Raw genomic sequence first — 23,367 nt, 5'->3', positions numbered from 1 at the left:
GAGCAAAAAGCCTCCCGGTCCAGCGCGCAAGCGGCATCTCCGCCCCTTGACGTCCGTCATCCGACGGGCAATCTGTCATCCATGTTCCTGCAATTCTTCACCTCTCTGCGCGATGCGCAGGTCCCCGTGACGCTGCGCGAATACCTCACGCTGATGGAGGCGCTCGACGCTGATCTGTCGGACTATTCGGTCGAGAATTTCTACTATCTGTCGCGCACCTCGCTGGTGAAGGACGAGCGCAACCTCGACAAGTTCGACCGCGTCTTCGGCACGGTGTTCAAGGGGCTGGAAAGCCTGCTCGACGCCATGGAAAAGGCGGAGATCCCCGAGGAGTGGCTGAAGAAGCTCGCCGAGAAATACCTCTCCGAGGAAGAGAAGAAGCAGATCGAGGCCATGGGCTGGGACAAGCTCATGGAGACCCTGAAAAAGCGGCTCGAGGAGCAGAAGGGCCGGCACCAAGGCGGCTCGAAATGGATCGGCACGGCCGGCACCTCGCCGTTCGGCGCCCACGGCTACAATCCCGAAGGGGTCCGCATCGGCCAGGAGAAGAACCGCAACAATCGCGCCGTGAAGGTGTGGGACAAGCGCGAGTTCAAGGATCTCGACGGCAATGTCGAGCTCGGCATCCGCAACATCAAGGTGGCGCTGCGGCGCCTGCGCAAATTCGCGCGCACCGGCGCGCCGGACGAGCTCGATCTCGACACCACCATTCGCGAGACCGCCAATCACGGCTATCTCGACGTTCACATGCGCCCTGAACGGCGCAACGCGGTAAAGCTGCTGGTGTTCTTCGACATCGGGGGCTCGATGGATTCGCATATCGAGCAGGTCGAGGAATTGTTCTCGGCGGCGAAGACCGAGTTCAAGCACATGGAGTATTTCTACTTCCACAACTGCCTCTATGAAGGCGTGTGGAAGCAGAACAAGCGCCGCTTCACCGACCGCACGCCGACCTGGGACGTGCTGCACAAATACCCGCACGACTACAAGGTCGTGTTCGTCGGCGACGCCTCGATGTCGCCGTACGAGATCATGGTGCCCGGCGGCTCGGTCGAGCACGTCAACGAGGAGCCCGGCTCGGTCTGGCTCGATCGCATCATCCGCACCTATCCGCATTCGGTGTGGCTCAATCCGGTCGCCCAGAAGCACTGGGACTATTCGGAATCCACCACCATCATCAAACGCATCTTCGCCAACCGCATGTACCCGATCACGATCGAGGGGTTGGAGGGTGCGATGAAGGAATTGACGCACTGACTCGCGCCGTCATTCCGGGGCGATGCGAAGCATCGAACCCGGAATCCATTAGGCCGCAAGATCAGCCGAGAAATAGATTCCGGGTTCGCGCTCCGCGCGCCCCGAAATGACAACAAGAGGGAGAACTACATGCCCCAAAACATCAGCCGCGGCATCAAGGCGCTGATCGACGAGGCCAATGCCGAGATCGAGACGCTCACCGCCAAGGACGCGATCGAGATATCGAAGAACGGCGACGTCGTCATTGTCGACATCCGCGATCCCCGCGAGATCGAGCGCGACGGCCGCATCCCCGGCGCGTTCGCCTGCACCCGCGGCATGCTCGAATTCTGGATCGATCCGCAGAGCCCGTATGCCAAGCCGGTGTTTCAGCAGGACAAGAAGTTCGTGTTCCACTGCGCCGGCGGCCTGCGCTCGGCACTCGCCGCCAAGACCGCGCAGGACATGGGCCTGAAACCCGTCGCCCACATCGCCGGCGGCTACGCCGCCTGGCGCGATGCCGGCGGGCCAGTCGAGCAATGGGAGCCGAAGAAGAAGGGGTGAGGGTGCTGCGCTGCCGCTCCAATCTCCGGCGTCATTCCCCGCGAAAGCGGGGAATCCAGTACGCCGCGGCCTCTCGGCTCAATCACAATCGCCTCTGGAATACTGGATCGCCCGCTCCTAGTGCGCAATTGCGCACTGGCCGGGCGATGACAGCGGAGTTGGATGCGCGCTGCTTCAACCTCGCTCACGTTGCGCTCGTCCCGGAATGACAAGAAAGACCTCGCATGACCACCGATCCCCTCGTCTCCACCGAATGGCTCGCCGCCCACATCAACGACGCTAACGTCAAAGTGCTCGACGCCACCTTCAAGCTGCCGGGCGTGCTGCCGCTGCCGAAGGACGACTATCTCGCCGCGCATCTGCCGGGTGCCGTGTTCTTCGACGTCGATGCGGTGTCGGATCATTCCAATCCGCTGCCGCACATGTATCCGAGCGCCGAGCAATTCGGCCGTGACACAGGCCAACTCGGCATCTCGAATGCCGACACCGTCGTGCTCTATGATGCCGGCGGCTGGGTCGCAGCACCCCGCGCATGGTGGATGTTCCTGGCCTTCGCGCACGACAACGTGCGAATCCTCAATGGCGGGTTGAAGAAGTGGCGTGCCGAGGGACGTCCGCTCGCGAGTGGCGAGGTGAAGCCAAAGCCTGCGACGTTCAAGGCGAGCTACGATTCAAAGCGCGTCCGCAGCATGCAGCAGCTGATCGCCAATCTCGAAAGCCGCGCCGAGCAGGTGATCGACGCGCGCGCCGCCGACCGCTTTGAAGGCCGCGCGCCCGAGCCGCGCGCGGGCATCCGCTCCGGCCACATCCCCGGCGCGCGCAACGTGCCTTACAATCAGCTGTTCGATGCCGACACCGGGGTGATGAAGCCGCTCGACGATCTGCGCGCCGCCTTCACGAGCGCAGGCGTGAAGCTCGACGCGCCGATCGTGACCAGCTGCGGCTCCGGCGTCTCGGCCGGCGTGCTGACGCTCGCGCTCTATCGACTGGGTATCACCGACACCGCGCTTTACGACGGCTCGTGGTCGGAATGGGGCCAGGAAAAAGGCCCGCAAATCGCAACCGGGCCGGCGTAAACCCTATTGACGCTTGCGCGTCGTCGCCGCCGCGGCGAGCGTCGGCTGTTGCGTGAAGGGATCAAGTGCCTGCTGTACCGGCGGAGGCGGCGGGCGCCGCACGATGCGGTGACGCTTCTTCGGCTTGTGCGCACGCGGCTTGCTCTCGGGCGTCGTCCCGGCGGCTTTGGCCTTCGGCGTAAGGGTCTTGGCCGGCGCGAGCTCGTTCAGCGCAGCCATCCTGGCCGCTGCGATGTCGGCGACGCGCGATGCCGGCAGCGCTGTCGCGCTGCGCGGCAGTTCGGAGGCGATGGCTGCCGGTGCCGGCGTCATCGTGGCGATGGAAGCCGTCGTGTCGGCGGGGGTGAGTGTGTCGGCGGGCGCGGAAGCCGCAGCCTCGCTCTGGGCCGGCTCGCTCTTGGCTGGCTCGGGGGCTGGTGCTTCGGTGGCGGGCGGCGCCGCTTCTACAGCAGCCCCGAGAGCTGCGACCCGAGGCTCAGGCTGGACGTTGCCATCGAGGGTCACGGCGGCCATCTGCTCGGGCGCGGTCTCGACCGCGGGCATCCCGATGCTCGGGACCTGGTCCCGCATCGCAGGCGTGGCGTCATCGGCGGCCGGCGCGACCTGCTCCACGCGCAGGGCGGCGAGCACAGGCTGGGCCGGCTCGGGAGCCTGCGCGAACACCTGCTCCTGCGGCCCGTTCCGCCAGGACGGGTTGCTGACATATTGCTCATGGGTCGCCCGCAGCAGCGCGGCGGCCCCTAAGCCGAACACCAGGATGGAGGCTGACAGCAGGATCGCGGCAAGCAGGAAGCGAAAGCCGGGAAGCATTGACGGATTACGAATTTCCGCCCCGGCGGGGTGTGGCCAGGGCCCATGAGCCATCTGAACGCGGTGACGGTACTGATCGCCGCATTCGCCAAGCGGAAATCCGGAGCTCAAATCGATGGCGAATCAGGCTGATTCGACCATATCGCAACGTCTCCGCGCCGCTCCCTAAAATTCACGGTCGAGGACTCCGGCAATTTACGGCGAATTGCGATTTTCGCCCCGTGATGCAACGGAGCAACGGTGTGCGCTGACATCACAAATCGCCAAATCGGCGCAATTCGGCCTGTCATGTCTTGAATGTGCCGCTATCTTCGGTCATCTGGCCGTCAGCGGTCCGATAGGGCCTGGGGACCATACAAGAGCGATGATGATCAAACATTTTCTGACGATATGCGCTGCCGCAACAGTCGCTGCGGCGGGAACCTCGCTCGTGCACGCCCAGTCCTATCCGGTGCAGCAGGCGCCAAGCTACAGTGCCCCGGCCGAATATCGCCCCGGCGACCGCACGCCCAATTTCGACGCGCTGGAAGATGACGACGGCGCGATGCCGCAGGCGTCGCTGCCGCCGCCCGGCCCGGCCGACGATCCGCGCTACGCACGCCCGGCCGGCGCTCCGCCGGTCTATTCCGCTGCCCCGCCGCAGGGCCCGGTGATGTCGCCGGATGATCCGCGTTATGGTCGTCCGGCTGGCGCTCCGCCGGTCTATTCCGCCGCCCCGCCGCAAGGCCCGGTGATGTCGCCCGATGATCCCCGCTACGGTCGTCCCGCCGGTCCGCCGGCCGTGATCTATGCCGACCGTCCGGGTCAGGCGCCCGGCAGCGATGGCCTGCGTCCGCCGGAGGCAGTCAGTGGTCCGGGCGAGACCGGAACGGTCTCGCAGCAGCCCGCCATGGGCGCCGATGGCCGTCCGATGTCGATCGCCTCGTTGCCGCCCGAGGAGCAGCCCGACGCCGCCCCCGCGCAGCTGCCGCCGAACCTGCGCCGCCAGGAAGTCTCGCTGGCAACCAAGGAACCGGCCGGAACGCTGATCGTCGATACCCCGAACACCTATCTCTATTACGTGCTCGGCAATGGCCGGGCGATCCGTTACGGCGTTCGCGTCGGCCGCGATGGTTTCACCTGGACCGGCGTGCAGAAGATCACCCGCAAGGCGGAGTGGCCCGATTGGCATCCGCCGGCGGAAATGATCGAGCGCCAACCCTATCTGCCGCGCTTCATGGCGGGAGGCCCCGGCAATCCGCTTGGCGCCCGCGCGATGTATCTCGGCTCAACCGTGTACCGCATCCACGGCACCAACCAGCCCTCGACCATCGGCAAGTTCGTCTCCTCCGGCTGCATCGGCATGCTGAATGAGGACGTCTCGGACCTGTTCGATCGGGTCAAGGTCGGCACCCGCGTGGTGGTGATGCCGGGTGGCCCGCCGCCGGGAACGGCGACCGCGTCCGCCGCGCCGATGCCCGGTGCCGCTGGTCCCGCTCCGATGGCCGCCCAGGCCGGTCCGGTCCCGGGCACCCAGCCGACCGTGGTGCCGCCGCTGCCGGCGCCAGTCACGGTGCGCTGAACCGGCTCGCAAGAATTGATCTGATGACGGCGCGTGCACCTCGGTCACGCGCCGTTGTCATTTGACGCGCATGTCTCACTTGCGCGCAGGTCTCACTTGAACCGCTCCACACCTCGACTACGTCCGGGAGGATTGCAACGAATTGAGGAGCACACGATGCGCATCCTTGTTGCGGGCGCGACCGGCGCGGTCGGGCAATATCTGGTTCCGGCGCTGGTCGCCGCGGGCCATTCCGTGACTGGCACGACACGGAGTGAGGCAAAAAGAGACGTCGTACGTCGATTGGGTGCGGAGCCGGTCGTCGCCGATGGCCTCGATGCCGATAGCATGCGCGCTGCGGTCATTGCGGCAAAGCCCGAAATCGTCATCCATCAGATGACGGATCTCGCAGCCGCCACCGATCTGCGTCATTTCGATCGGGCTTTCGCGCGGACCAACGAACTCCGCACGCGCGGAACCGATATTCTGCTCGCCGCCGCACGCGAAGCGGGCGCCAGGCGCTTCATCGCGCAAAGCTTCTGCGGCTGGACTTTCAGTCGCACCGGCGGAGCGGTGAAGACCGAGACCGATGAACTCGACCTGCATCCGCCGCAAGAGCTGCGACGCACGCTCGAGGCGATCCGGTACCTGGAGCGAAGCGTCACCGCATCCACGATGCCGGAGGGCATCGTGCTGCGCTATGGATTCTTCTATGGACCTGAGACCGGCACGCTCTCGCCGGCCATGATCGATCAGCTGCGCCACCGGCGTGTACCGGTGATCGGCGATGGTGGCGGAACGTGGTCGTTCATTCACACCGAAGATGCCGCCTCTGCCACGCTTGCCGCGGTTGAACGCGGACGCGCGGGCAGCATCTACAACATCGTCGACGATCATCCGGCGCAGGTGAAGGATTGGCTGCCTGCGCTGGCCGAACTGCTCGGTGCCAAGCCGCCGCGCCATATCCCCGCCTGGCTCGCGCGCCTGCTTGCGGGTGAGCATATGGTTGCGATGATGACGGAGGTGCGCGGAGCATCCAACGCCAAGGCCAAGCGCGAGCTCGGCTGGCTGCCGGCGCATGCTTCCTGGCGTGATGGCTTTGCCGATGCGGCAAGCCAGCCCGCCAGCCAGCGCTCGGCCGCCTGAGGCCTCAGGCGAGCCGCCGCGGCAGCTCGCCGCCGTTGGTCCAGGCGTCGATCGCCTCGACCATCTGGCCGTAATGCATGCGCAACCCATCCTCGGTCGCGTAGCCGAGATGCGGGGTCAGCACCAGATTGTCGAGCTTGCGGAACGGATGATCAGTGGGCAGCGGCTCGACCGAGAACACGTCGATGCCGGCGCCCGCGATCTTCTTCTGCCGCAACGCCTCGAGCAGCGCCTGCTCGTCCACGATCGGCCCGCGCGCGGTGTTGATCAGGAAGGCCGTCGGCTTCATCCGCGCGAGATCGTCGCGGCCGACCAGGCCCCGCGAACGTTCGCTCAGCACCACGTGGATGGTGACGATGTCGGCGTTGGCGAACAAGTCCTCCTTGCTGGCGTAACCGACACCGGCCTCCTTGCACTTCTCCGGCGTCAGGTTCGGGCTCCAGGCGATCACATTCATGCCGAACGCTTTCGCGATGGCCGCCATCTTGCTGCCGAGCTTGCCGAGCCCGACGATCCCGAGGGTGCGGCCTTCGATCTCAACGCCGGCAAAGCTCTGCCAGGGCTCGCCGGCATGCATGCGCGCATTTTCGCGGCCGATGCCGCGGGTCAGTTCCAGGATCAGGCCCATGGCGAGCGGGGCGGTGGGGTCGCGCGAATATTGCGTGCCGCCGATCGCCACATTGCGCGCCTTCGCGGCCTCCATGTCGATCGAGGCGTTGCGCATGCCGGAGGTCAGCAGCAGCTTCAGCTTCGGGAGGGCCGCGAACAGGCTCTTCGGGAAGGCGGTGCGCTCGCGCATGGCGCAAACGATGTCGAAGTCGGCCAGCGCGCTGGCGGCGGCTTGCTCCGAGGCAAAGGGATGGCTGAAGACGGTGACGTCGAGGCGGTCGGCGAGCTTTGGCCAGTCCGCGACGTTCAGCGCGAGATTGAAATAGTCGTCGAGAACTGCACAGCGCAGCCGCGTCATCGGCGTTCATCCATGGCGAGAGGGGACGGCGCAAGCGGGAACGCCGTCGTCGGAACCCGGCCATGGTTGCTTGCAATCACCCAGCGCGCAAGCCGCCCAGCTCTTCAAAAATTCGACAGGGAGGGAACAGTCAGAGGTCGCGGGGCTTCAGCCGGAGCGGTGCGTTCATGCCGTGCTTGGCCCGCCAGGCGGGACCGGGGCCGCGCATGTAGTGCAGCTCGGGCCGGTAGGGGTTGAAGGCCGTGGCGAAGAAGTGCTTCCAGAAGCCCTTGATCTCCGAGACGAGCCTGGAGGCGCGTCCGGCTTCGCCCGGAACGGCAATGGAATTGGTCTCGGTCAGAGCCATGATCGGCCTCGCTGTGCTCCCCGTTCATTCTGAGCGGGTGGCGCTGTTTCCGCGCGAAACCGAGCTTTGGCCTGATTTATTAAAAGATGGTTTCAATTGTCCGGATCGGGGGCCGGATGGTGTCCGTTCCGTATTCATCCGTGGTGAACGGAGGGAAAACATTGCCCTTTGGGGGCGGGATCGCTACATCGGCGGCAAGCAAATTTCCTCAAATCGAAGGTTTTCGGGACCGATGGCGCGCCAGTTCATCTATTTCATGAAGGATCTGACCAAGAGCTATCCGACGCGCAAGCTGCTCGACAACATCAATCTGAGCTTCTACCCGGACGCCAAGATCGGCGTGCTCGGCGTCAACGGCTCGGGCAAATCGACACTGCTCAAGATCATGGCCGGGCTCGACAAGGAGTACAACGGCGAGGCCTGGGTCGCTCAGGGCGCCCGCGTCGGCTATCTCGAACAGGAACCGCATCTCGACGCCAGCTTGTCCGTGCGCGAGAACGTCATGCTGGGCGTCGCCAAGCAGAAGGCCATCCTCGATCGCTACAATGAGCTGGCGATGAATTATTCCGAGGAAACCGCCGACGAAATGACCAAGCTGCAGGACGAGATCGAGGCCCAGGGCCTCTGGGATCTCGACAGCAAGGTCGACCAGGCCATGGACGCGCTGCGCTGTCCGCCCGACGATGCCGACGTGACGAAACTCTCCGGCGGTGAGCGCCGCCGCGTCGCGCTATGCAAGCTGCTGCTCGACCAGCCCGAGCTGTTGCTGCTGGACGAGCCGACCAACCATCTCGACGCCGAGTCGGTGTCGTGGCTGGAAGGCCATCTGCGCAATTATCCGGGCGCAATCCTGATCGTCACCCACGATCGCTACTTCCTCGACAACGTCACAGGCTGGATTCTCGAGCTCGACCGCGGCAAGGGGATTCCCTACGAGGGCAATTACTCATCCTGGCTGGTGCAGAAGCAGAAGCGGCTGGAGCAGGAAGGCCGCGAGGACGCCGCGCATCAGAAGACGCTCGCCCGCGAACAGGAATGGGTCGCCTCTTCGCCGAAGGCGCGGCAGGCCAAGTCCAAGGCGCGTTACCAGCGCTACGAGGACCTGCTCAAGCAGGCTAGCGAGAAGCAGACTCAGACCGCGCAGATCGTCATTCCCGTCGCCGAGCGGCTTGGTGCCAATGTGGTCGATTTCGAAGGCCTCAGCAAAGGCTTTGGCGATCGCCTGCTGATCGACGATCTTACCTTCAAGCTGCCGCCCGGGGGCATCGTCGGCGTGATCGGCGCCAACGGCGCCGGCAAGACCACGCTGTTCAGGATGATCACCAAGCAGGAACAGCCGGACAAGGGCACCATCACGGTCGGCGAGACCGTGCATCTCGGTTATGTCGACCAATCGCGCGACGCGCTCGACGGCAGCAAGAACGTGTGGGAGGAGATCTCCGGCGGCAACGAGCTGATCCTGCTCGGCAAGAAGGAAGTGAACTCGCGCGGCTATTGCTCAGCCTTCAACTTCAAGGGCGCCGACCAGCAAAAAAAGGTTGGCGCGCTCTCCGGCGGTGAGCGCAACCGCGTGCATCTCGCCAAGATGCTGAAATCCGGCGCCAACGTGTTGCTGCTCGACGAGCCGACCAACGACCTCGATGTCGACACGCTGCGCGCGCTTGAAGAGGCGCTGGAAGATTTTGCCGGCTGCGCCGTCATCATCAGCCATGATCGCTGGTTCCTCGACCGCATCGCGACCCATATCCTCGCCTTCGAGGGCGACAGCCATGTCGAATGGTTCGAGGGCAATTTCCAGGATTACGAAAACGACAAGATGCGCCGGCTCGGACAGGACAGCATCATTCCGCACCGCGTGAAGTACAAGAAGCTGACGCGGTGATGCCGGCATGATGCGACGGGCGCTCATTGCTACGGTGGTTGCAATCACCTGCGGCTGGTCGCCCGCCCGCGCCGCCGACGTCGCCTTCTCGCAATTCATTGCCTCGCTGTGGCCGGAGGCGCAGGCGGCCGGCGTGTCGCGCGCGACCTTCGATGAGCAGACGCGCGGGCTCGAGCCCGACTACAAGCTGCCCGACCTGCTCCTGCCGGGACGGCCCGCGACCGGTGCGCCGTCGCAGGCAGAATTCGTGCAGGTGCCGGCCGATTACGTCAAGGAAGCCTCGGTCGCGCGCCTTGCCGTCGAGGGCCAGCGGCTGTTGCAGAAATATCGGCCAGCGCTCACCGAGATCGAGAAAAGCTCCGGCGTGCCCGCGCCCGTCATGCTCGCGATCTGGGGCCGCGAGACCGATTACGGCCGCTACACGCTGCCTTATGATCTCGTGCGCGTGCTGGCGACGCAGGCCTATGTCGGCCGGCGCAAGGACACCTATCGCAACGAGTTCATTCTCTCACTGAAGATTCTCGGCGAGGGCGTGGTGACGCGCAAGGAGATGCGCTCGTCCTGGGCCGGCGCCACCGGGCTCACGCAGTTCCTGCCCTCCGAATATTACAAGCACGGTGTCGATTTCGACGGCGATGGCCGCATCGACATTTGGCATTCGGTGCCGGATGCGCTGGCCTCGGCTGCACAGCAGCTCGTCAACAAGGGCTGGCAGAGCGGCGTACGCTGGGCTTACGAGGTTCAGGCGCCGGCGAGAGTCGATTGCACGATTGGCGTGCCGGAAGTGACGAAGCCAATAGGCCAGTGGCTGCGCGACGGCTTCGTGCCGGTTCGGGGACAAAAGCTCAGCGCCGCCGAGCAGGCGCAGCCCGCGTCGCTATTGCAGCCGGAAGGCATTTACGGCCCGTCGTTCCTGACCACGAAGAACTACTTCGTCATCAAGGAATACAATTTCTCCGATCTCTACGTGCTGTTCGTCGGCCATCTCAGCGACCGCATGACGAGCCCGCTGCCATTCGCGACGCCATGGTCCGCATCGAAGCAATTGCGGACCAAGGACGTCGAGGCGATGCAGCGCGGGCTGACGCGCGTCGGGCTCTACAAGGACAAGATCGACGGCAAGGCCGGCATGCAGACGCGCGCAGCGCTCGGCGCCTATCAGAAGTCGGCAGGCCTGAAGGTCGACTGTTGGCCGAGCGAGGAGGTGCTGCATTCGATCCAGGCCGCGCGCTGAACAAGCCTCGCAAAAGAAAAAAGCCCGGCCGATGCTCTCGGCCGGGCTTCGATCGCGGCGCTTGCGCGCGCGTTACGATCAGATCAGTAGCAAACGCGAACCGGGCGGACGGTCCAGCCGTAACCATCCCAATAGCGCTGGCGCTGCCAGTAGCAGGGCGGGGGCGGCGGGCCGGGCTCGGCCACATACACCGGTCCGCCATAGGCCGGACGGCTCGACGCGATGGCGCCGCCGATAATCGCGCCGCCGAGCAGGCCGGCAGCGATACCGACACCGACGCCGTCATGGGCCTGCGCGGACGGAGTGGCGGTCACCAGCGAACCGGCGATCGTCGCAACCGTGAGGGCGGCAACTAAAGTCTTCTTCATGCTCTTGGCTCTCCTGAGAGATGGACGCACCTTGTTAGAAGCGCCCGGGGTTCAAAGGTTCACGCAGACTCTGATGGAATTGGTCTTGCAGCTAGGAAGCGCGCAAATGGTCAATCCTCAGTAAACGCACCGGGAGCTGTGACGAGAAAAAGCGGTCTTTTTCAGGCCCCGAGATGAACGGCGCGCCTGTGATAACCGGTCGGCTGAAGCGGTCCGGCGTGTCTCAGCCGCAGACCCGGACGCGGCGGACGCGCCACGCATAGCCGTCCCAGAAGCGTTGCTTCTGCCAGACACAGCCGTCGCCGTAATACTCGTCGGCGGCGTAGCCGGGGTCCGGCGCGTAATAGCGGGGCGGGTAATAGCCCGGGCTGTAGCCCGGACCATATGCATAGCCGGGACCTGGTCCGTAATAGTACGGAGAGGCCAGTGCGCCGCCGACGATGGCGCCGCCGATAATGCCGGCGGCGACGCCAGCGGCGACACCGCGCTGGGCATGGGCCGGCGTTCCGGCGGTCAGGACCAGGGTGACGACGGCGGCGACTGCCAGGAGCGTTTTCTTCATGGGCTCGACCTTTCACACACCAACACGGAACCGTTGCGGCCAAGGTTCCATACTTCGCTTGAATGATCAATGAACGGCACAATTGCCGGCTGCGACCAATGGGTAGAAATCGCGGTTTTCAAGCCTGGGAGACGATCATGAACGGCGTCCTGACCAATGCCCTGATCGCGGCTGGGGCGATCGGCGTGATCGGCTATGCCCTGATCACCCATCTGCAGCACCGGGGTCCGCGCTCGCGCGCAGGGGCCGGGGGCGATCGCGGCGGTGGCGACAGCTATTCGGACAGGACGAATGACGGCTTCTCACCGGGAAGCTGGTTTTCCAGCGACAGTTCGGGGAGCTCGACGGACGGCAGCAGCTGCTCGACTGGCGATAGCGGCGGCGGAGATTGCGGCGGCGACAGTGGGGGCGGCGCTGGCGGCGACTAGGCTGCTTCAATCTTGATCCAGCGCAACGCTCGAATTTAGAGCCGTTCTAGGCTGCTCCCGGGCCAGTTTGGAATAGCTTCAAATTCCGGTTTTTCCTTTTGCATCCGGCCGGTCCCTTAAATATCGATATTGCCGCATCACCAAAGGGCCTGCTGCTTTCCATGATCGTCTGTTCCTGTAACGTGCTGAGCGATGACGACATCCGCGCCGCCGTCGCCGAGTCCGACGACGCCGTGCGTCACGCCAAGCAGATCTATGGATGCCTTGGCTGCAGCGCCGAATGCGGCCGCTGCGCCCGCACCATCAAAACCATTATCGACGAAGCGCTCGGCCCCTGCGCCAAATCCTGCTGCTCCGGCTGCCCGCACAACAACACCGTCGCCGCCAATGATGAGTCGGCCGAGCCTGCCCAGTTCGCGCTCGCGGCCTGCTGATAGCCCTCCGCATCACCGTTTGAGCTTATCCCGGACTGCGTTCCTGTTCGCCGGTTGCTCCCGTTCCTGAACTGTCTTAGAAGCCTTCTAAATTCGGTTGCCGGCCGGATCGAACCGCAAAAAGCTGGAGTGAATCATGCAGGGCGACGCGAAAGTCATCGACTACCTCAACAAGGCCCTGCGTCACGAGCTGACTGCGATCAACCAGTACTGGCTGCACTATCGCTTCCTCGACAATTGGGGCCTGCGAGACATGTCCAAGGTCTGGCGCAAGGAATCCATCGAGGAGATGGAGCATGCCGACAAGCTCACCGAGCGGATCCTGTTCTTCGACGGCTTCCCGAACATGCAGGTGCTCGATCCCTTGCGCATCGGCCAGAACGTCAAGGAAATCATCGAGTGCGATCTCGCCGCCGAGATGAGCGCGCGGGCGCTCTACCAGGAAGCGGCGACCTACTGCCACGGCGTCAAGGACTACGTCACGCGCGACCTGTTCGAGAAGCTGATGAGCGACGAGGAGCACCACATCGACTTCCTCGAGACCCAGCTCGATCTGATCGGCCGCATCGGCCTCGAGCTCTACACCCAGAAGCATGTCGGCGGGCTCGAGGGCGACGCGCACTAAGCGTCGGCCCCACACATCCGGCGTCGTCCCGGCCCGCCCCGGGACGATAATTTGTATCGTTGCGATAGCTAAAGCTGCGTCTTGTACCGCGCTTCAACCACGTCCTGCGGTTCCGGCTCACCAAGGCTGGTCTGGTCGTGGATGACTTCAGCGATGCTTGGCATCACCGAGCGCTGCACCCTCTCCGTCGACCACAGGTTCGAGCGCATCAGCGCCTTGCCGCAGTGGAAATAGACTTCGCTGACGTCGACGCTCAGCACCGCGCGCGGCGGCTTGCCGAATTCCACCATCGAGGCGAGCAGATCCGGGTTGGCCGACAGCGTGCCGCGTCCGCCGACGCGCAATGTCTCGTCGATTCCGGGGACGAAGAACAACAGATGCACGAAGCCGGAGCCTTCGACGACGTTCCGAAAGCTGTCGATCCGGTTGTTGCCGGAACGGTCGGGCATCAGCAGCCGGTTCGGGCCGGCTACATGGACGAAGCCAACGCTGCCGCCGCGCGGCGAAGCGTCGACGCTGCCGTCCGCGCCGGACGTCGCGAGCACGCAGAACGGCGACATCTCGATGAATTTCTTCGCATGCGCATCGATCGCGGGCCTCGCCTTCGCGATCACGCGCGGGGTCGGCTTCGGATAGATGGCGGCGAGGTCTTCGGCGCAAATCTCGGTCACGAAGGTCTCCCTGATTGAAGGGTTGAGGATATCATTCCGCGGCCCTGTAGAGGCGTACTAGTAGAGCGGGCCTACACCGCGTCGGCCGGCACGAAACAGCTGATGATGATGGCGCCGCGGTGGTGGACGTACCATACGACGGCCTGGCCGACCGGGTTGCCGCGGTCGCGGATGACGGCGCGGTCGGGCACTGCCATCCATTGTCCCTCGATCGGCACCCAATAGGCCCCGTTGCGCACGTCGTAGTCGGTGCGGTGTCCGTCGGAAATGTCGCAGCAGGGTACGCCGTTCGGCGCCATCACGCTCTTGAACCAGGCGCGGATGTCAGGCGCGACGTTGTCATATTGCCCGTTGTCGAATGCGAGCGCGGCGCTCGCAAGCGCGGGCATTGCGGCTAGCAGGGCGAACAGCGCAAGCTTGCGCATGCGATCCTCCTCACCGCGTCTCGTGCCAACGGCGCGAGATCGCGTCGCGTGTCGATTCGTATCGTTGCTCCAATTAAGCCCGAGCCGTCAGCGCATTGCATGCTCAAATAATATGCGCCGCACATGATGCATTGCGATATGAGGGCGCGCGCGCTGTCTTTACATCGTGCGCTGCGGCGCAGTTTGCAGCAACTGCCGGACCTGTTCGCTGTAGAATTTCGCGTTGCCGGTGGTGCCGTGGCCGCGCGTTTCGGTGCTCGCAGGGATCAGGTAAAGATGCCCGTTCTTGACCCGTTTCATCGCAGCGTCGGTGACGCCGGTCTCGGGCGGGTTGCGCTCGTCGTCGGCGGAGTTGATGAGCAGCAGCGACGCCTCGATCTGCTCCAGCCCATCAGCGGCATTGTAATCGTGCGAAGCCTCCCACTGGTAGACGAAGTCGTTGGCATCGGCCGTGATCGGGGTCGCAAGCCGCTCGTCGACGGTCTTGTCGGCCTTCGCCGCCGTCGGCGCTTGCGACTGATAGGCCAACGTTCCGCCGATGCTCGCGATGCCGTAGGCGGTGATTGCGTATTTCATCATGCGCGGCTGGCTGGTGTAGTTGCCGCCGTTGTAATCGGGATCGTTGCGGATGGTATCGAGCATGATCCGCCGCAGCATCCAGTTGCGCGATGCCATCTCGGTCGGCTGCGAGGCCATCGGGACCAGCGCGTCCATGGCCTTCGGATGTTTCTCACCCCATAGCCAGGCGTGCATGCCGCCCATCGAATTGCCGATGACGAGCCGCAGGTGCTTGACGCCGAGACCTTCCGTCACCAGCCGGTATTGCGCCTCGACCATGTCGTCATAGTCGTATTTCGGAAAGCTCGTCTTCATCCCGTCGGATGGTTTTGACGATCGGCCGTGGCCGATGCCGTCGGGAATAATGATGTAATATTTGGAGGCGTCGAGCGGCTGTCCCGGCGCCGAACAGCTCTCCTGCGAAGCTAGCCGACAGCATGCTCGCGGCCGAGCCCCCCGATCCATGCAGTACCAACACGGGCTGGCCGCTCGGCTCGCCAACGGTGGTGTAGTGCAGCCGCAGTTCCGACATCGTCTCGCCGGTGTGGAATTTGAAGTCCTTGGCGACCCAGTCGCCCTGCTTCGGTGCAGGATAATCAGCGGCCATGACCGATACAGAGGTGGCCAACGTTGAAATGGACAGCAGTATGGCCGACAGTACCGCGCAAGAAGGTTTCATGTGTCTCTCCCCATGCGGCTCGTGATCGGCGGCCGCGTTACGCGGACCTTAGCAGAACTTCCCGGAGGATGTAGAATTTCGCCTCAGCCAATCGTCTTTGAGGGAACATCGGGAGAGACTGCATGTGCCGCAACATCAGGACGCTGTTCAACTTCGATCCGCCGGCGACGGAACATGAGATCCATGCCAGCGCGCTGCAGTTTGTGCGGAAGCTATCCGGCTTCAGCAGGCCGTCGCAGGCCAACCAGGCCGCGTTCGATCGCGCGGTGGCGGAGGTGTCGGAGGCGGCGCGAAAGCTGCTGACGTCGCTGCACACCAGTGCCCCGGCGCGCGACCGTGAGATCGAGGCGGAAAAGGCCAAGGAGCGTTCGCGGCTGCGCTTCGGTTAGCTGTTCCGCAACAATCCGCTCCGTGATCCGGCTCACGGAAACAGCGGTCTTGGCGCGCGATGATGCTCACCGGGGTTTTGACAACCCGGAGCACGAGAATGAGCCGCCCCCTTCTTCCGCTGAAAGCAGGTGCCATCGTCTTCACGCTGCTGTGGACGGCGTGGATGATGTGGTGGAGCAGCTCGTTCTCGAGCGCGAACGCAGTGATCCTCGCTTTGTGCGGCGCGGCGGTCGGCTATCTCTGGTACCGCGCCATGCGCTGGCAGTTCGAGCGCATGGGCATGCTACCGCGGCGCGACGATCAGGCGAACTAACCGCTACTCCTTCTGGCCGTGCTTTTTCTTTTTCTTCTTTTTCCTGTGCTCATCGCCTTCGCTCTCGTCGCCGTCGTCATCGACGATCGCCTCGTCGGTCTCATGCACGGCGGCCTCGAGCGCGGCGCGCTCGGCGGCTTCCTGCTCGCGCTGGCGGCGGCGTTCGTCCCAGGCGTCGAACAGCTGATCGAGCCAGGGCAGCACTTGCTCGATCGAGGGCAATTGGCCGGGCGGACCGGCCTCGCCGCGCGGGCCTTGTGGACCGGCGGGACCTTGCATCCCGGCGGGGCCCTGCGGTCCGGCAGGTCCGCGCGGGCCGGCCTCGCCCGGCGGACCGGCCTTGCCCTGCGCTCCGGCCTTTCCGGCCGGCCCAGGCTTGCCCTGCGGTCCGGGCTTGCCGCGCGTGCCGTCCGGCCCGCGCTTGCCCGGGTGACCCTGCGGCCCCGGCCGTCCCGGCTCGCCCTGCCGCCCGCGCGGACCCGGAGGTCCCTGCCGTCCCTGATCGTCTGCCACGCCACTGCTCCCTTTACGGACGCAAGCTACTTAGCGGCGTTTGACGACAGCAGCAATTCCGCCCGCGCATGCCGCGGGGCGTGATCAACATCAATCGGCGCTGCGGCACGCGGCCTCGCGCGTCAATCGTGATAGGCGGGCACGTCGATGCCGGAGGCAGCATAGATCCTGATCTTGTTGCGCAGCGTGCGCACCGACAGGCCGAGCACGCGCGATGCGCGCGTACGGTTGCCGTCGCAGCGCGCGAGCGTCTGGAGCACGAGCTCGCGCTCGACCTCGTCGACGGTCGCGCCGATCAGCAGCGGAACGATCTGGTGAGGGGCAAGGAATTGCGCGCCCTGGTCGGGCACCGCGACATGAACAGTGGTCATCAACATACTCCCCGATCAACGCCCGCTTCCATCGTTGGAAGCGGATCGAGAACAAACGACCCCCAAGCCGTAGATCTACGGTGGGCGGGTTTGGTTAATGAAAGGTTAATTGCCGGGTGTTCGCACCAATTGACCTTGGGAATGCCGCAGCGCCGCCGCGATTGGCACAGGATGCATGGCGATGCGGACCGATGCCGATCGCACAACCCGCAGCCGGGCGTCGCGCCGCGCGCTCACACCGTCCGATATCCGCCATCGACCATCACGATCGTGCCGGTGACGTAAGCCGACAGATCGGACGCGAGGAAGATCGCGGGGCCGACGATGTCCTCCGGCTTGCCCGCCCGCGCGAGCGGGGTGTGATCGACGAAGGCCTGCACCAGCGCCGGATTGGTGGCGCGCACATTGGCGTTGAGGTTGGTCTCGATGAAGCCCGGCCCGATCGCGTTGACGCGCACGCCCTCCTTGCCGAGCTCGACCGCGAGCGCCTTGGTGAAGCCGAGCACGCCGTGCTTCGAGGTCGTATACGCCGCCGAGCTCGGCGTGCGCAGATGCATGAAGGACTGGATCGAGCCGATATTGACGATGCGGCCCTTGGCTGCGCGCAACGGGGCGAGGAAGGCCTGCGTCACGTTGAAGACGCCGTTGAGATTGAGCGCGATGATGTCGTTCCAGTCCTTCGCGACCGTCTCGATGTCGGCGGTGAAGGCATTGCGGCGGGTGATGCCGGCATTGTTGACCAGGATGGAGACCTGTCCGACCTTGTCGGCGACCTGCTTGGCCAGCGCAAAGCAATCGTCGCGTTTGGTGACGTCGAGCGCAAAGCTCTCGGCCTTGCCGCCGGCCTTGCGGATCTCCTGGGTTGCCTCCGCGACCGTATCGGGGTTGACGTCGAGTAGCACCACTTGCGCGCCCTCGCGCGCGTAGCCGGCCGCGATCGCCCGGCCGATGCCGGAACCGGCGCCCGTAACGACGGCGAGGTGATCTGCGAGCAAGGCCATGACATTTCCTCCCGGATTCATTTCGAAGTTTCATGAAAGGCTAACTCGAAATTAAGCGGTCGGAAACGGCGGCCTTGGCATACTGATGTTGATTGCTAAACGTTGCGCGCATGATGGAACGAGTTGAATCCTGGAAACTGGCGCTGGAGCGCCTGCGGTCGGCCGACGCCGCCGATTGGGCCGAGGCGGGCCGGCTCGTGGCCGAGATCGCCCGCGTCAGCTCCGAGGCGACGCTGCGGCAGGCCGCCGACCAGGCGCTGCCCGTGCTGCGCCAGGCCGTGATCAACGACGATCCCACCATCATCCTGGCCGCTCAGCGCCGGATCGGCGTGATCCTCGAGGTCCTCCACGATCTGACCGCGCCGCGCTTCGGCCGCCGCAACGTCATGCCGAAGAAGCTGTCGAGCGAAGACCGCGCGCGCAGGATGCTCGGCCTGCCGCTCGCCGTGCAACTGACCTGTGATGATATCAACCAGGCCTATCGCCGCGCTGCCAAGGGCAAGCATCCCGACCAGGGCGGCAGCGCGCAAGCCTTCATCGAGCTCGCCGCCGCGCGCGACATCCTCATCCACCCAGGCGTCCACAAGGACGCGTGAGCGGCCGTCGTGGTCGTCAAGATGAAGGGCGGGCCGCTCGCGCAACCCGCCCTCGAATTCGATCGGCTGTGAGCCTGCTCAGAGCGTGCAGCGGCGCTCCGCGCGCAGCTTGATCTGGAGATCGGAGGCCGCGGTGAAGGTCGGCAGCGGTTTGCTGACGACCTTGTAGGTCGACACGCCCCACTGCAACGGCTTGTAGCGCAGGTCCTCGTTCCAGACCTGGCAGATGCCGGTGTTGTCCCAGCGGATCACGTAATAGCCGGCTGCCGCCGAGGCCGGCACGGCAAATGCGGACGAGGCGATGCCGGCAACGGCACAAAGGGCGAGAACGCGATGCATGAAAATCTCCTGATGGGAATGCGAGAAGGAAACTGGTGCGTCAAAATTGCACAGCTTGCAAGCCGCTCCATGGCCGATCACGGATATGTCAGCCCGGCTTGGTTGAGCGTAGCGGCCCGTCAGGGTCGCTCCAACGAAATATACGAAAACAACCCCATGCACAGTAGACATCAAGCAGAAATCATTGATCTTTTTCTGAGTTCGGGAAAAGCAAAATATTCGTTTGCTCCGTCGGGCAAAACAGGAGCAGAATGGCATGATCGCGATGGCATTTTCGGTGGCGCACCAGGCATCCGCACCGTCATGGCCGGGCCTGTCCCGGCATCCACGCCTTGATCCACGGCACACAAGAACGTGGATGCCCGGGCCTTCGCCTCGCCGAAGCGGCTTCGGCCGCGCAGGCGGGACAAGCCCGGGCATGACGAGCGCTACGACTCGCGCCCGCGCGATCATGTTGCCGCCGCGATCGATCGGATAGATTTGCCGCAGCTGATTCGATTTCATCCTTGAACCATAGCCCCCGGAGACGCCCCATGAAGATCGCTACCACCTTGCGCGCCGCGCTCGTTGCCATTGCGGCCCTGGCCGGCCTCTCGACCGCGGCGCGCGCCGACGGCGGCACGGTGGTGCTGACGATCTACAAGGCCGGCTGGATCATCGGCGGCTCGGGCGGCGGCGGCGTGCTCAGCTTCCGCGGCCGCTCCTATTCGCTCTCCACCGGCGGGCTCGATTACGGCCTCGTGTTCGGCGGCTCCAAGACCGTGCTGCGCGGCCGCGTCTCCAACATCAACCGTCCCTCGGATGTCGCCGGCGTCTACGGCGCCGCCGGTGCCGGCCTTGCGGTCGGCCGCGGCGCCCGCGCCATCGTGCTGACCAACCAGAAGGGCGCGGTGCTGGAGCTGAGCGGCACGCAGGTCGGCTTGATGGCGAACGCGGATCTGAGCGGGCTTGCGATCACGATGCGGTAGGGGCGGGTGCCGGAGGACTCGGTGCCGTAGGGTGGGCAAAGGCGCGCAAGCGCCGTGCCCACCATGGTGCAAGCGGCATACGAAAAGTTGGTGGGCACGCTTCGCTTTGCCCACCCTACGAGACCTGCGGATTACGCGCTCACCATCGCATGAATCCGATCGCAATGTGCGACCAGATTCTTGTGCGCCTCGACAAACGCTTTCAGCGGCGTCGGGATCGGAAAGTAATGGATATTCGCGATGAAGCCGTAGATGCCGGCATCACAGCTGGTCGGCCGCTCGCCGTGCACGAAGGCCGCCGCGGGCACGATCTCGGCCAGCACCTGCAAATCGGCAAGCCCCCGCGCGTAGGCCTGTTCCGGCGTGTAGCGGCCGATACCCTGGAACTGATAACGCTGCGCATTGTAGGCCTTGGCCTTCTCGAAGCCGGCAGCGTCGATCTGCGGATGCTGCGCGATGAAGCCGTCGCGGAACGCGGGATAATAGCGCTCGTCCTTCCAGCGCGAATACGACATCACCCAGTAGAGATCATCCAGCATGCGGGTGACGAGATGATTGGTGCGGCGCTGCTCGGGTGACAGCGCGGCATCGATGGTGAGATGATATTTCGCGATCGCGTGCGCGATGATCGTCTCGCTGTCGCCGATGGTCTCGCCGTCGTCGACGATATAGGGCAACTGCCCGCGCGGCGCGGCCGAGGCATCGAACACATGCTCGTGCACGAAGGGCATGCGCGCGAGCTTCAGGAAGGCATAGACCTTGAGGCCGTAGCCATTGTTGTCGGGGACGCCGAACAGTTCCGGGTAGGAATAGAGGGTCAGCATGGTTGCTCCCTTACGCGCATGATCCGGACCCGAAGGGCCGCGCTGGCGCAAAGTGTGACGCGGTTTTCCGGAAAGATCATGCCGGTTGCGCCCGGCTGTTCCACCCAAAGTTGTTATCGCTCCCGCGCCGGGCTTGCAACAGCGATGACCTTGGTGCGCGGGGTCGTTCGATCAGCGGGCGATTGGGGGCGATCTGGAGCCTGGTCTGCGCGACAATCCGGGTGGGTCTCACCGAATGGGCCGATCCTTGCGAAAAATGCGACCCCCTCTGTCGGATCGCCGCTCGCCCGTTCGTCCTTCGAGCGGCCGCTCGTGTCGGGCGCGTCTCGTTTCACATCCCGGGATATCCGCCCATGACCTCCATCACGCCGTTTCTCTGGTTCGACAACAACGTCCCCGAAGCCGTCGCCTTCTACAAATCGGTGTTTCCCAATGCCAAGGTGGAGAGCGTCAGCGATTTCATGGCGGTGTTCGAACTCGAAGGCCAGCGCTTCAACGCGCTCAATGGCGGGCCGATGTACCGCTTCAACGAGGCGGTGTCGTTCTTCATCAGCGTGGAGACGCAAGTCGAGGTGGATTATTTTTGGAAAGCGCTGACCGCCGACGGCGGCGCGGAATCCAAATGCGGCTGGCTCAAGGACAAGTTCGGCCTGTCCTGGCAGGTGATCCCATCAGCGCTCGGCCGCTATCTCGGCGACGCGGACCGCACCAGGGCGAACCGTGTCATGCAGGCGATGATGGGGATGAGGAAGATCGTGATTGCGGAGTTGGATCGGGCGTATGCGGGATGAGTGGCCGACGGTGCCGTAGGGTGGGCAAAGGCGCGCCCTTCGCGCGCCGTGCCCACCGTCCTTCCGGTTTCGCGGCGAGATGGTGGGCACGGCGCAAGAGCGCCTTTGCCCACCCTACGAAACTGCGTATTTGAGTGAGACCGCGAGTCAATTCCTCGGTGTCGTCCTGGCGAAAGCCAGGACCATACCGCGTGATGTATCGGTTGCGGCCGGTAGAAGTACGGAACGATGAGTCTTCGCCAAACCGCTGCCTGGGGCTATGGGTCCCGGCCTTCGCCGGGACGACGACTGGGCGCGCTATCGTTAACTCACACTACGACGCGATCCACTTCGCAAGCTCCCGCCACGGCTCGATCGTCCAATGGCCGGACGCAGCACCCGACGGCGATGGCAGCACGAATATCTCCGGCAAGCTCGCATCGCGCGGTTGCCGCTCCAGCGAAATCGCAGCTGACGGCCTGCCGTAAAACAAGCTCGCAGCCTTCTTGCTCGTGAACGCAATCGTCCTCGGCCGATACTTTTCGATTTTGGCCCTGAACCCCGCCACGTCGATCGTCTCCGCCGCGATCTGGTGATCCATCCCGGCGCCGGACTTGGAGAGATCGGTGAATCCGATCCCGAGCTCGATCAGCGCGGCGAACTCGCCCGGCTGATAACGCCGCGGCGTGATCCCGGCTTCATGGATCGCGCCCCAGAAGCGGTTGCCGGGATGGGCGTAATAGTGCCCGAGCTCGGCCGAGCGGGTGCTGGCGGCGGTGCCGACGAAGACGAGGCGGAGGTCGGGGCGGAGCTGGTCGGGGAGGCGGTGGAGGGGCATCTCGATAGGCTGAAAGTCACCAATGTGTCCGCGCTTAAGGCTATTTGCCATGTGCACCACGGTTGTGGGACATCGGCGACATTCGCTTAGCTGGAGGTCGTCCGCGTTTGCGTTAATTGTAATCCAATCTCGGATGCCTTCTGGGTGAGCGTGTTTGAAACTGTATATCGATTGATCGTCGTCACCGACGATACAAACGTCCGCGTTGTTCGATAGCAAATGAAGAACGCCTTGTTCCGCCTTGTTCAGATCTTGGAATTCATCGACTAGAATGTGATTGAACTCAGTGCGCTCGGGGGCTGCGGGATTTGACCTCAAATACTCGTAAAGTTGAGGAATTACCTCCCCGATCAACATCGCCTCATGAAACAGCAGCCAAGACCGGAGGTCGGTTGTAAAGGCCGCGTCCGCCGGAGACTGGACATACCCAGGTTGTTCGTGTTGCAGTCGGGCCCATGCGGCCTCGTACGCCATTCTAAGACGCTCGACGCCTCTTTTGCCGCCATGGGCCTGCATCAAGTCGCTGACAAGCGGGGCGATTTCAAATTCATTAAGCGGGCGGGCAGTTCGGCCAGTCGCCTGCAAGACGTGATTCCTCATCAGAATCTTCAGCGAAAGGCTGTGAAGAGTGACCCCGTTCAACTCATCACATCCAGGAACATTCATTCCGACTAGCTCGCGATGTAGGTCCTCCGCAGCTACGCGAGTGAACGTTACAGGAAGTATAGTAGTCGGATCGACCCCTGCCTCTAGGAGGCGGGCGACGCGACGCTTCATTGCGAATGATTTTCCGGTGCCCGGTCCAGCGACAACCCGAATGCGAGCATTCGCAGATGAGGCAATGCTGTGCGCGGGGGTTCCGGCGACGAGCCCATCGGACCAAGGCATATAAA

At 64.2% G+C, this 23,367-nt stretch carries 29 protein-coding genes and 2 pseudogenes; 16 read left to right on the top strand and 15 right to left on the bottom strand.

Annotated elements, in window-relative coordinates:
- The first annotated feature begins 81 nt into the window (after positions 1-81).
- The 3 genes from AC0L2O_RS06330 (at position 82) to sseA (ending at position 2,876) form a co-directional block, all read left to right on the top strand.
- A complete protein-coding gene (locus AC0L2O_RS06330; RefSeq protein WP_473369090.1) occupies positions 82-1,257 on the top strand; it encodes a vWA domain-containing protein in 1,176 nt (391 codons plus the stop codon).
- 129 nt (positions 1,258-1,386) lie between these two features.
- On the top strand, positions 1,387-1,800 hold the full coding sequence (locus tag AC0L2O_RS06325) for a rhodanese-like domain-containing protein (protein WP_369721654.1): 414 nt from the start codon (positions 1,387-1,389) through the stop codon (positions 1,798-1,800).
- A gap of 224 nt (positions 1,801-2,024) precedes the next feature.
- On the top strand, positions 2,025-2,876 hold the full coding sequence (gene sseA, locus AC0L2O_RS06320) for a 3-mercaptopyruvate sulfurtransferase (RefSeq protein ID WP_369721655.1): 852 nt from the start codon (positions 2,025-2,027) through the stop codon (positions 2,874-2,876).
- A gap of 3 nt (positions 2,877-2,879) precedes the next feature.
- Here sseA and AC0L2O_RS06315 read toward each other — a convergent pair whose 3' ends face one another.
- Positions 2,880-3,686, bottom strand: a complete 807-nt coding sequence (locus AC0L2O_RS06315; protein WP_473369089.1) for a hypothetical protein — start codon at positions 3,684-3,686, stop codon at positions 2,880-2,882.
- A 367-nt stretch (positions 3,687-4,053) separates the two neighbouring features.
- On the opposite strand from AC0L2O_RS06315, the gene AC0L2O_RS06310 reads away from it, so the two are divergent.
- A complete protein-coding gene (locus AC0L2O_RS06310) occupies positions 4,054-5,247 on the top strand; it encodes a L,D-transpeptidase (protein WP_473369088.1) in 1,194 nt (397 codons plus the stop codon).
- A gap of 156 nt (positions 5,248-5,403) precedes the next feature.
- Positions 5,404-6,372 carry an NAD-dependent epimerase/dehydratase family protein gene (locus tag AC0L2O_RS06305; RefSeq protein ID WP_369721658.1) on the top strand — a complete coding sequence of 323 codons (969 nt, stop codon included), beginning with the start codon at positions 5,404-5,406 and terminating at the stop codon, positions 6,370-6,372.
- A 4-nt stretch (positions 6,373-6,376) separates the two neighbouring features.
- Here the strand turns inward: AC0L2O_RS06305 and AC0L2O_RS06300 are convergent, their stop codons facing one another.
- Both AC0L2O_RS06300 and AC0L2O_RS06295 read right to left on the bottom strand, forming a co-directional pair.
- Positions 6,377-7,339 carry a D-2-hydroxyacid dehydrogenase family protein gene (locus AC0L2O_RS06300; RefSeq protein ID WP_369721659.1) on the bottom strand — a complete coding sequence of 321 codons (963 nt, stop codon included), beginning with the start codon at positions 7,337-7,339 and terminating at the stop codon, positions 6,377-6,379.
- A gap of 130 nt (positions 7,340-7,469) precedes the next feature.
- Positions 7,470-7,685, bottom strand: coding sequence for a hypothetical protein (locus AC0L2O_RS06295; RefSeq protein ID WP_473369087.1), 216 nt, complete (start codon positions 7,683-7,685; stop codon positions 7,470-7,472).
- A gap of 232 nt (positions 7,686-7,917) precedes the next feature.
- Between AC0L2O_RS06295 and ettA the strand changes: the two genes are divergently transcribed.
- Positions 7,918-9,567 (top strand): energy-dependent translational throttle protein EttA, encoded by a 1,650-nt coding sequence (gene ettA / locus AC0L2O_RS06290; RefSeq protein WP_473369260.1) that lies wholly within the window; start codon positions 7,918-7,920, stop codon positions 9,565-9,567.
- A gap of 7 nt (positions 9,568-9,574) precedes the next feature.
- On the top strand, positions 9,575-10,801 hold the full coding sequence (locus AC0L2O_RS06285; RefSeq protein ID WP_473369086.1) for a lytic murein transglycosylase: 1,227 nt from the start codon (positions 9,575-9,577) through the stop codon (positions 10,799-10,801).
- A gap of 83 nt (positions 10,802-10,884) precedes the next feature.
- Here AC0L2O_RS06285 and AC0L2O_RS06280 read toward each other — a convergent pair whose 3' ends face one another.
- On the bottom strand, positions 10,885-11,169 hold the full coding sequence (locus tag AC0L2O_RS06280) for a hypothetical protein (protein WP_200512390.1): 285 nt from the start codon (positions 11,167-11,169) through the stop codon (positions 10,885-10,887).
- Between the two features lie 223 nt (positions 11,170-11,392).
- Complete coding sequence (locus AC0L2O_RS06275; RefSeq protein ID WP_473369085.1) at positions 11,393-11,731, bottom strand: hypothetical protein; 339 nt, start codon at positions 11,729-11,731, stop codon at positions 11,393-11,395.
- Between the two features lie 137 nt (positions 11,732-11,868).
- Between AC0L2O_RS06275 and AC0L2O_RS06270 the strand changes: the two genes are divergently transcribed.
- The 3 genes from AC0L2O_RS06270 to bfr all read left to right on the top strand — a co-directional run bounded on the left by AC0L2O_RS06270 (position 11,869) and on the right by bfr (position 13,218).
- Positions 11,869-12,159 carry a hypothetical protein gene (locus AC0L2O_RS06270; protein WP_369721665.1) on the top strand — a complete coding sequence of 97 codons (291 nt, stop codon included), beginning with the start codon at positions 11,869-11,871 and terminating at the stop codon, positions 12,157-12,159.
- A gap of 161 nt (positions 12,160-12,320) precedes the next feature.
- Positions 12,321-12,593, top strand: coding sequence for a (2Fe-2S)-binding protein (locus tag AC0L2O_RS06265; RefSeq protein WP_409192799.1), 273 nt, complete (start codon positions 12,321-12,323; stop codon positions 12,591-12,593).
- 136 nt (positions 12,594-12,729) lie between these two features.
- Complete coding sequence (gene bfr / locus AC0L2O_RS06260; RefSeq protein ID WP_369721666.1) at positions 12,730-13,218, top strand: bacterioferritin; 489 nt, start codon at positions 12,730-12,732, stop codon at positions 13,216-13,218.
- Between the two features lie 68 nt (positions 13,219-13,286).
- Here the strand turns inward: bfr and AC0L2O_RS06255 are convergent, their stop codons facing one another.
- From AC0L2O_RS06255 to AC0L2O_RS06245, 3 genes and pseudogenes are all read right to left on the bottom strand, one after another.
- Positions 13,287-13,889, bottom strand: a complete 603-nt coding sequence (locus AC0L2O_RS06255) for an MSMEG_1061 family FMN-dependent PPOX-type flavoprotein (RefSeq protein WP_473369084.1) — start codon at positions 13,887-13,889, stop codon at positions 13,287-13,289.
- 71 nt (positions 13,890-13,960) lie between these two features.
- Positions 13,961-14,314, bottom strand: coding sequence for a hypothetical protein (locus AC0L2O_RS06250; RefSeq protein ID WP_369721668.1), 354 nt, complete (start codon positions 14,312-14,314; stop codon positions 13,961-13,963).
- 159 nt (positions 14,315-14,473) lie between these two features.
- Positions 14,474-15,551: pseudogene (locus AC0L2O_RS06245) on the bottom strand (alpha/beta fold hydrolase).
- A gap of 122 nt (positions 15,552-15,673) precedes the next feature.
- Between AC0L2O_RS06245 and AC0L2O_RS06240 the strand changes: the two are divergent.
- Entirely contained in the window at positions 15,674-15,940 is a 267-nt protein-coding gene (locus tag AC0L2O_RS06240; RefSeq protein WP_369721670.1) for a DUF2277 domain-containing protein, read from the top strand.
- Between the two features lie 98 nt (positions 15,941-16,038).
- Positions 16,039-16,254: a hypothetical protein gene (locus AC0L2O_RS06235; RefSeq protein WP_369721671.1), complete on the top strand. Its 216-nt coding sequence runs from the start codon at positions 16,039-16,041 to the stop codon at positions 16,252-16,254.
- Between the two features lie 3 nt (positions 16,255-16,257).
- Here the strand turns inward: AC0L2O_RS06235 and AC0L2O_RS06230 are convergent, their stop codons facing one another.
- The 3 genes from AC0L2O_RS06230 to AC0L2O_RS06220 all read right to left on the bottom strand — a co-directional run bounded on the left by AC0L2O_RS06230 (position 16,258) and on the right by AC0L2O_RS06220 (position 18,139).
- Positions 16,258-16,767, bottom strand: coding sequence for a collagen-like protein (locus AC0L2O_RS06230; RefSeq protein WP_473369083.1), 510 nt, complete (start codon positions 16,765-16,767; stop codon positions 16,258-16,260).
- Between the two features lie 122 nt (positions 16,768-16,889).
- Complete coding sequence (locus tag AC0L2O_RS06225; protein WP_473369082.1) at positions 16,890-17,138, bottom strand: helix-turn-helix domain-containing protein; 249 nt, start codon at positions 17,136-17,138, stop codon at positions 16,890-16,892.
- Between the two features lie 233 nt (positions 17,139-17,371).
- Positions 17,372-18,139, bottom strand: a complete 768-nt coding sequence (locus AC0L2O_RS06220; RefSeq protein WP_473369081.1) for an SDR family NAD(P)-dependent oxidoreductase — start codon at positions 18,137-18,139, stop codon at positions 17,372-17,374.
- 110 nt (positions 18,140-18,249) lie between these two features.
- On the opposite strand from AC0L2O_RS06220, the gene AC0L2O_RS06215 reads away from it, so the two are divergent.
- Entirely contained in the window at positions 18,250-18,735 is a 486-nt protein-coding gene (locus tag AC0L2O_RS06215; protein ID WP_473369080.1) for a J domain-containing protein, read from the top strand.
- A 78-nt stretch (positions 18,736-18,813) separates the two neighbouring features.
- Here AC0L2O_RS06215 and AC0L2O_RS06210 read toward each other — a convergent pair whose 3' ends face one another.
- Complete coding sequence (locus AC0L2O_RS06210) at positions 18,814-19,074, bottom strand: hypothetical protein (protein ID WP_473369079.1); 261 nt, start codon at positions 19,072-19,074, stop codon at positions 18,814-18,816.
- Here AC0L2O_RS06210 and AC0L2O_RS06205 point away from each other — a divergent pair.
- Positions 19,069-19,410, top strand: a complete 342-nt coding sequence (locus tag AC0L2O_RS06205; protein ID WP_473369078.1) for a hypothetical protein — start codon at positions 19,069-19,071, stop codon at positions 19,408-19,410. The two genes, AC0L2O_RS06210 and AC0L2O_RS06205, sit on opposite strands and share 6 nt — an antisense overlap.
- 197 nt (positions 19,411-19,607) lie before the next feature.
- Positions 19,608-20,042: a hypothetical protein gene (locus AC0L2O_RS06200; RefSeq protein ID WP_473369077.1), complete on the top strand. Its 435-nt coding sequence runs from the start codon at positions 19,608-19,610 to the stop codon at positions 20,040-20,042.
- Between the two features lie 131 nt (positions 20,043-20,173).
- Here the strand turns inward: AC0L2O_RS06200 and AC0L2O_RS06195 are convergent, their stop codons facing one another.
- A complete protein-coding gene (locus AC0L2O_RS06195) occupies positions 20,174-20,866 on the bottom strand; it encodes a glutathione S-transferase family protein (RefSeq protein ID WP_473369076.1) in 693 nt (230 codons plus the stop codon).
- 353 nt (positions 20,867-21,219) lie between these two features.
- On the opposite strand from AC0L2O_RS06195, the gene AC0L2O_RS06190 reads away from it, so the two are divergent.
- On the top strand, positions 21,220-21,657 hold the full coding sequence (locus AC0L2O_RS06190) for a VOC family protein (protein WP_473369075.1): 438 nt from the start codon (positions 21,220-21,222) through the stop codon (positions 21,655-21,657).
- A 313-nt stretch (positions 21,658-21,970) separates the two neighbouring features.
- Here AC0L2O_RS06190 and AC0L2O_RS06185 read toward each other — a convergent pair whose 3' ends face one another.
- Both AC0L2O_RS06185 and AC0L2O_RS06180 read right to left on the bottom strand, forming a co-directional pair.
- A complete protein-coding gene (locus AC0L2O_RS06185) occupies positions 21,971-22,474 on the bottom strand; it encodes a mismatch-specific DNA-glycosylase (protein ID WP_473369259.1) in 504 nt (167 codons plus the stop codon).
- Between the two features lie 141 nt (positions 22,475-22,615).
- Positions 22,616-23,362 (bottom strand): annotated as a pseudogene (locus AC0L2O_RS06180) (UvrD-helicase domain-containing protein); the annotation flags it as partial.
- Positions 23,363-23,367: the final 5 nt, after the last annotated feature.

The organism is Bradyrhizobium sp. Kon10 (genome assembly GCF_055807395.1).
This window is presented reverse-complemented; position numbering and strand designations above follow the sequence as displayed.

Excerpts from the sequence above, each read along its gene's own strand:
- AC0L2O_RS06270 (WP_369721665.1), top strand. The coding sequence starts at position 11,869 with ATGAACGGCGTCCTGACCAATGCCCTGATCGCGGCTGGGGCGATCGGC.
- AC0L2O_RS06330 (WP_473369090.1), top strand. The coding sequence starts at position 82 with ATGTTCCTGCAATTCTTCACCTCTCTGCGCGATGCGCAGGTCCCCGTG.
- AC0L2O_RS06220 (WP_473369081.1), bottom strand. The coding sequence starts at position 18,139 with ATGGCCTTGCTCGCAGATCACCTCGCCGTCGTTACGGGCGCCGGTTCC.
- AC0L2O_RS06300 (WP_369721659.1), bottom strand. The coding sequence starts at position 7,339 with ATGACGCGGCTGCGCTGTGCAGTTCTCGACGACTATTTCAATCTCGCG.
- AC0L2O_RS06235 (WP_369721671.1), top strand. The coding sequence starts at position 16,039 with ATGAGCCGCCCCCTTCTTCCGCTGAAAGCAGGTGCCATCGTCTTCACG.
- AC0L2O_RS06240 (WP_369721670.1), top strand. The coding sequence starts at position 15,674 with ATGTGCCGCAACATCAGGACGCTGTTCAACTTCGATCCGCCGGCGACG.
- AC0L2O_RS06200 (WP_473369077.1), top strand. The coding sequence starts at position 19,608 with ATGAAGATCGCTACCACCTTGCGCGCCGCGCTCGTTGCCATTGCGGCC.
- AC0L2O_RS06215 (WP_473369080.1), top strand. The coding sequence starts at position 18,250 with ATGATGGAACGAGTTGAATCCTGGAAACTGGCGCTGGAGCGCCTGCGG.
- AC0L2O_RS06295 (WP_473369087.1), bottom strand. The coding sequence starts at position 7,685 with ATGGCTCTGACCGAGACCAATTCCATTGCCGTTCCGGGCGAAGCCGGA.
- AC0L2O_RS06195 (WP_473369076.1), bottom strand. The coding sequence starts at position 20,866 with ATGCTGACCCTCTATTCCTACCCGGAACTGTTCGGCGTCCCCGACAAC.
- AC0L2O_RS06250 (WP_369721668.1), bottom strand. The coding sequence starts at position 14,314 with ATGCGCAAGCTTGCGCTGTTCGCCCTGCTAGCCGCAATGCCCGCGCTT.
- AC0L2O_RS06185 (WP_473369259.1), bottom strand. The coding sequence starts at position 22,474 with ATGCCCCTCCACCGCCTCCCCGACCAGCTCCGCCCCGACCTCCGCCTC.
- AC0L2O_RS06280 (WP_200512390.1), bottom strand. The coding sequence starts at position 11,169 with ATGAAGAAGACTTTAGTTGCCGCCCTCACGGTTGCGACGATCGCCGGT.
- AC0L2O_RS06265 (WP_409192799.1), top strand. The coding sequence starts at position 12,321 with ATGATCGTCTGTTCCTGTAACGTGCTGAGCGATGACGACATCCGCGCC.
- AC0L2O_RS06205 (WP_473369078.1), top strand. The coding sequence starts at position 19,069 with ATGCATGAAAATCTCCTGATGGGAATGCGAGAAGGAAACTGGTGCGTC.
- AC0L2O_RS06285 (WP_473369086.1), top strand. The coding sequence starts at position 9,575 with ATGATGCGACGGGCGCTCATTGCTACGGTGGTTGCAATCACCTGCGGC.
- AC0L2O_RS06315 (WP_473369089.1), bottom strand. The coding sequence starts at position 3,686 with ATGCTTCCCGGCTTTCGCTTCCTGCTTGCCGCGATCCTGCTGTCAGCC.
- AC0L2O_RS06190 (WP_473369075.1), top strand. The coding sequence starts at position 21,220 with ATGACCTCCATCACGCCGTTTCTCTGGTTCGACAACAACGTCCCCGAA.
- AC0L2O_RS06275 (WP_473369085.1), bottom strand. The coding sequence starts at position 11,731 with ATGAAGAAAACGCTCCTGGCAGTCGCCGCCGTCGTCACCCTGGTCCTG.
- ettA (WP_473369260.1), top strand. The coding sequence starts at position 7,918 with ATGGCGCGCCAGTTCATCTATTTCATGAAGGATCTGACCAAGAGCTAT.
- sseA (WP_369721655.1), top strand. The coding sequence starts at position 2,025 with ATGACCACCGATCCCCTCGTCTCCACCGAATGGCTCGCCGCCCACATC.
- AC0L2O_RS06305 (WP_369721658.1), top strand. The coding sequence starts at position 5,404 with ATGCGCATCCTTGTTGCGGGCGCGACCGGCGCGGTCGGGCAATATCTG.
- bfr (WP_369721666.1), top strand. The coding sequence starts at position 12,730 with ATGCAGGGCGACGCGAAAGTCATCGACTACCTCAACAAGGCCCTGCGT.
- AC0L2O_RS06325 (WP_369721654.1), top strand. The coding sequence starts at position 1,387 with ATGCCCCAAAACATCAGCCGCGGCATCAAGGCGCTGATCGACGAGGCC.
- AC0L2O_RS06225 (WP_473369082.1), bottom strand. The coding sequence starts at position 17,138 with ATGACCACTGTTCATGTCGCGGTGCCCGACCAGGGCGCGCAATTCCTT.
- AC0L2O_RS06310 (WP_473369088.1), top strand. The coding sequence starts at position 4,054 with ATGATCAAACATTTTCTGACGATATGCGCTGCCGCAACAGTCGCTGCG.
- AC0L2O_RS06210 (WP_473369079.1), bottom strand. The coding sequence starts at position 19,074 with ATGCATCGCGTTCTCGCCCTTTGTGCCGTTGCCGGCATCGCCTCGTCC.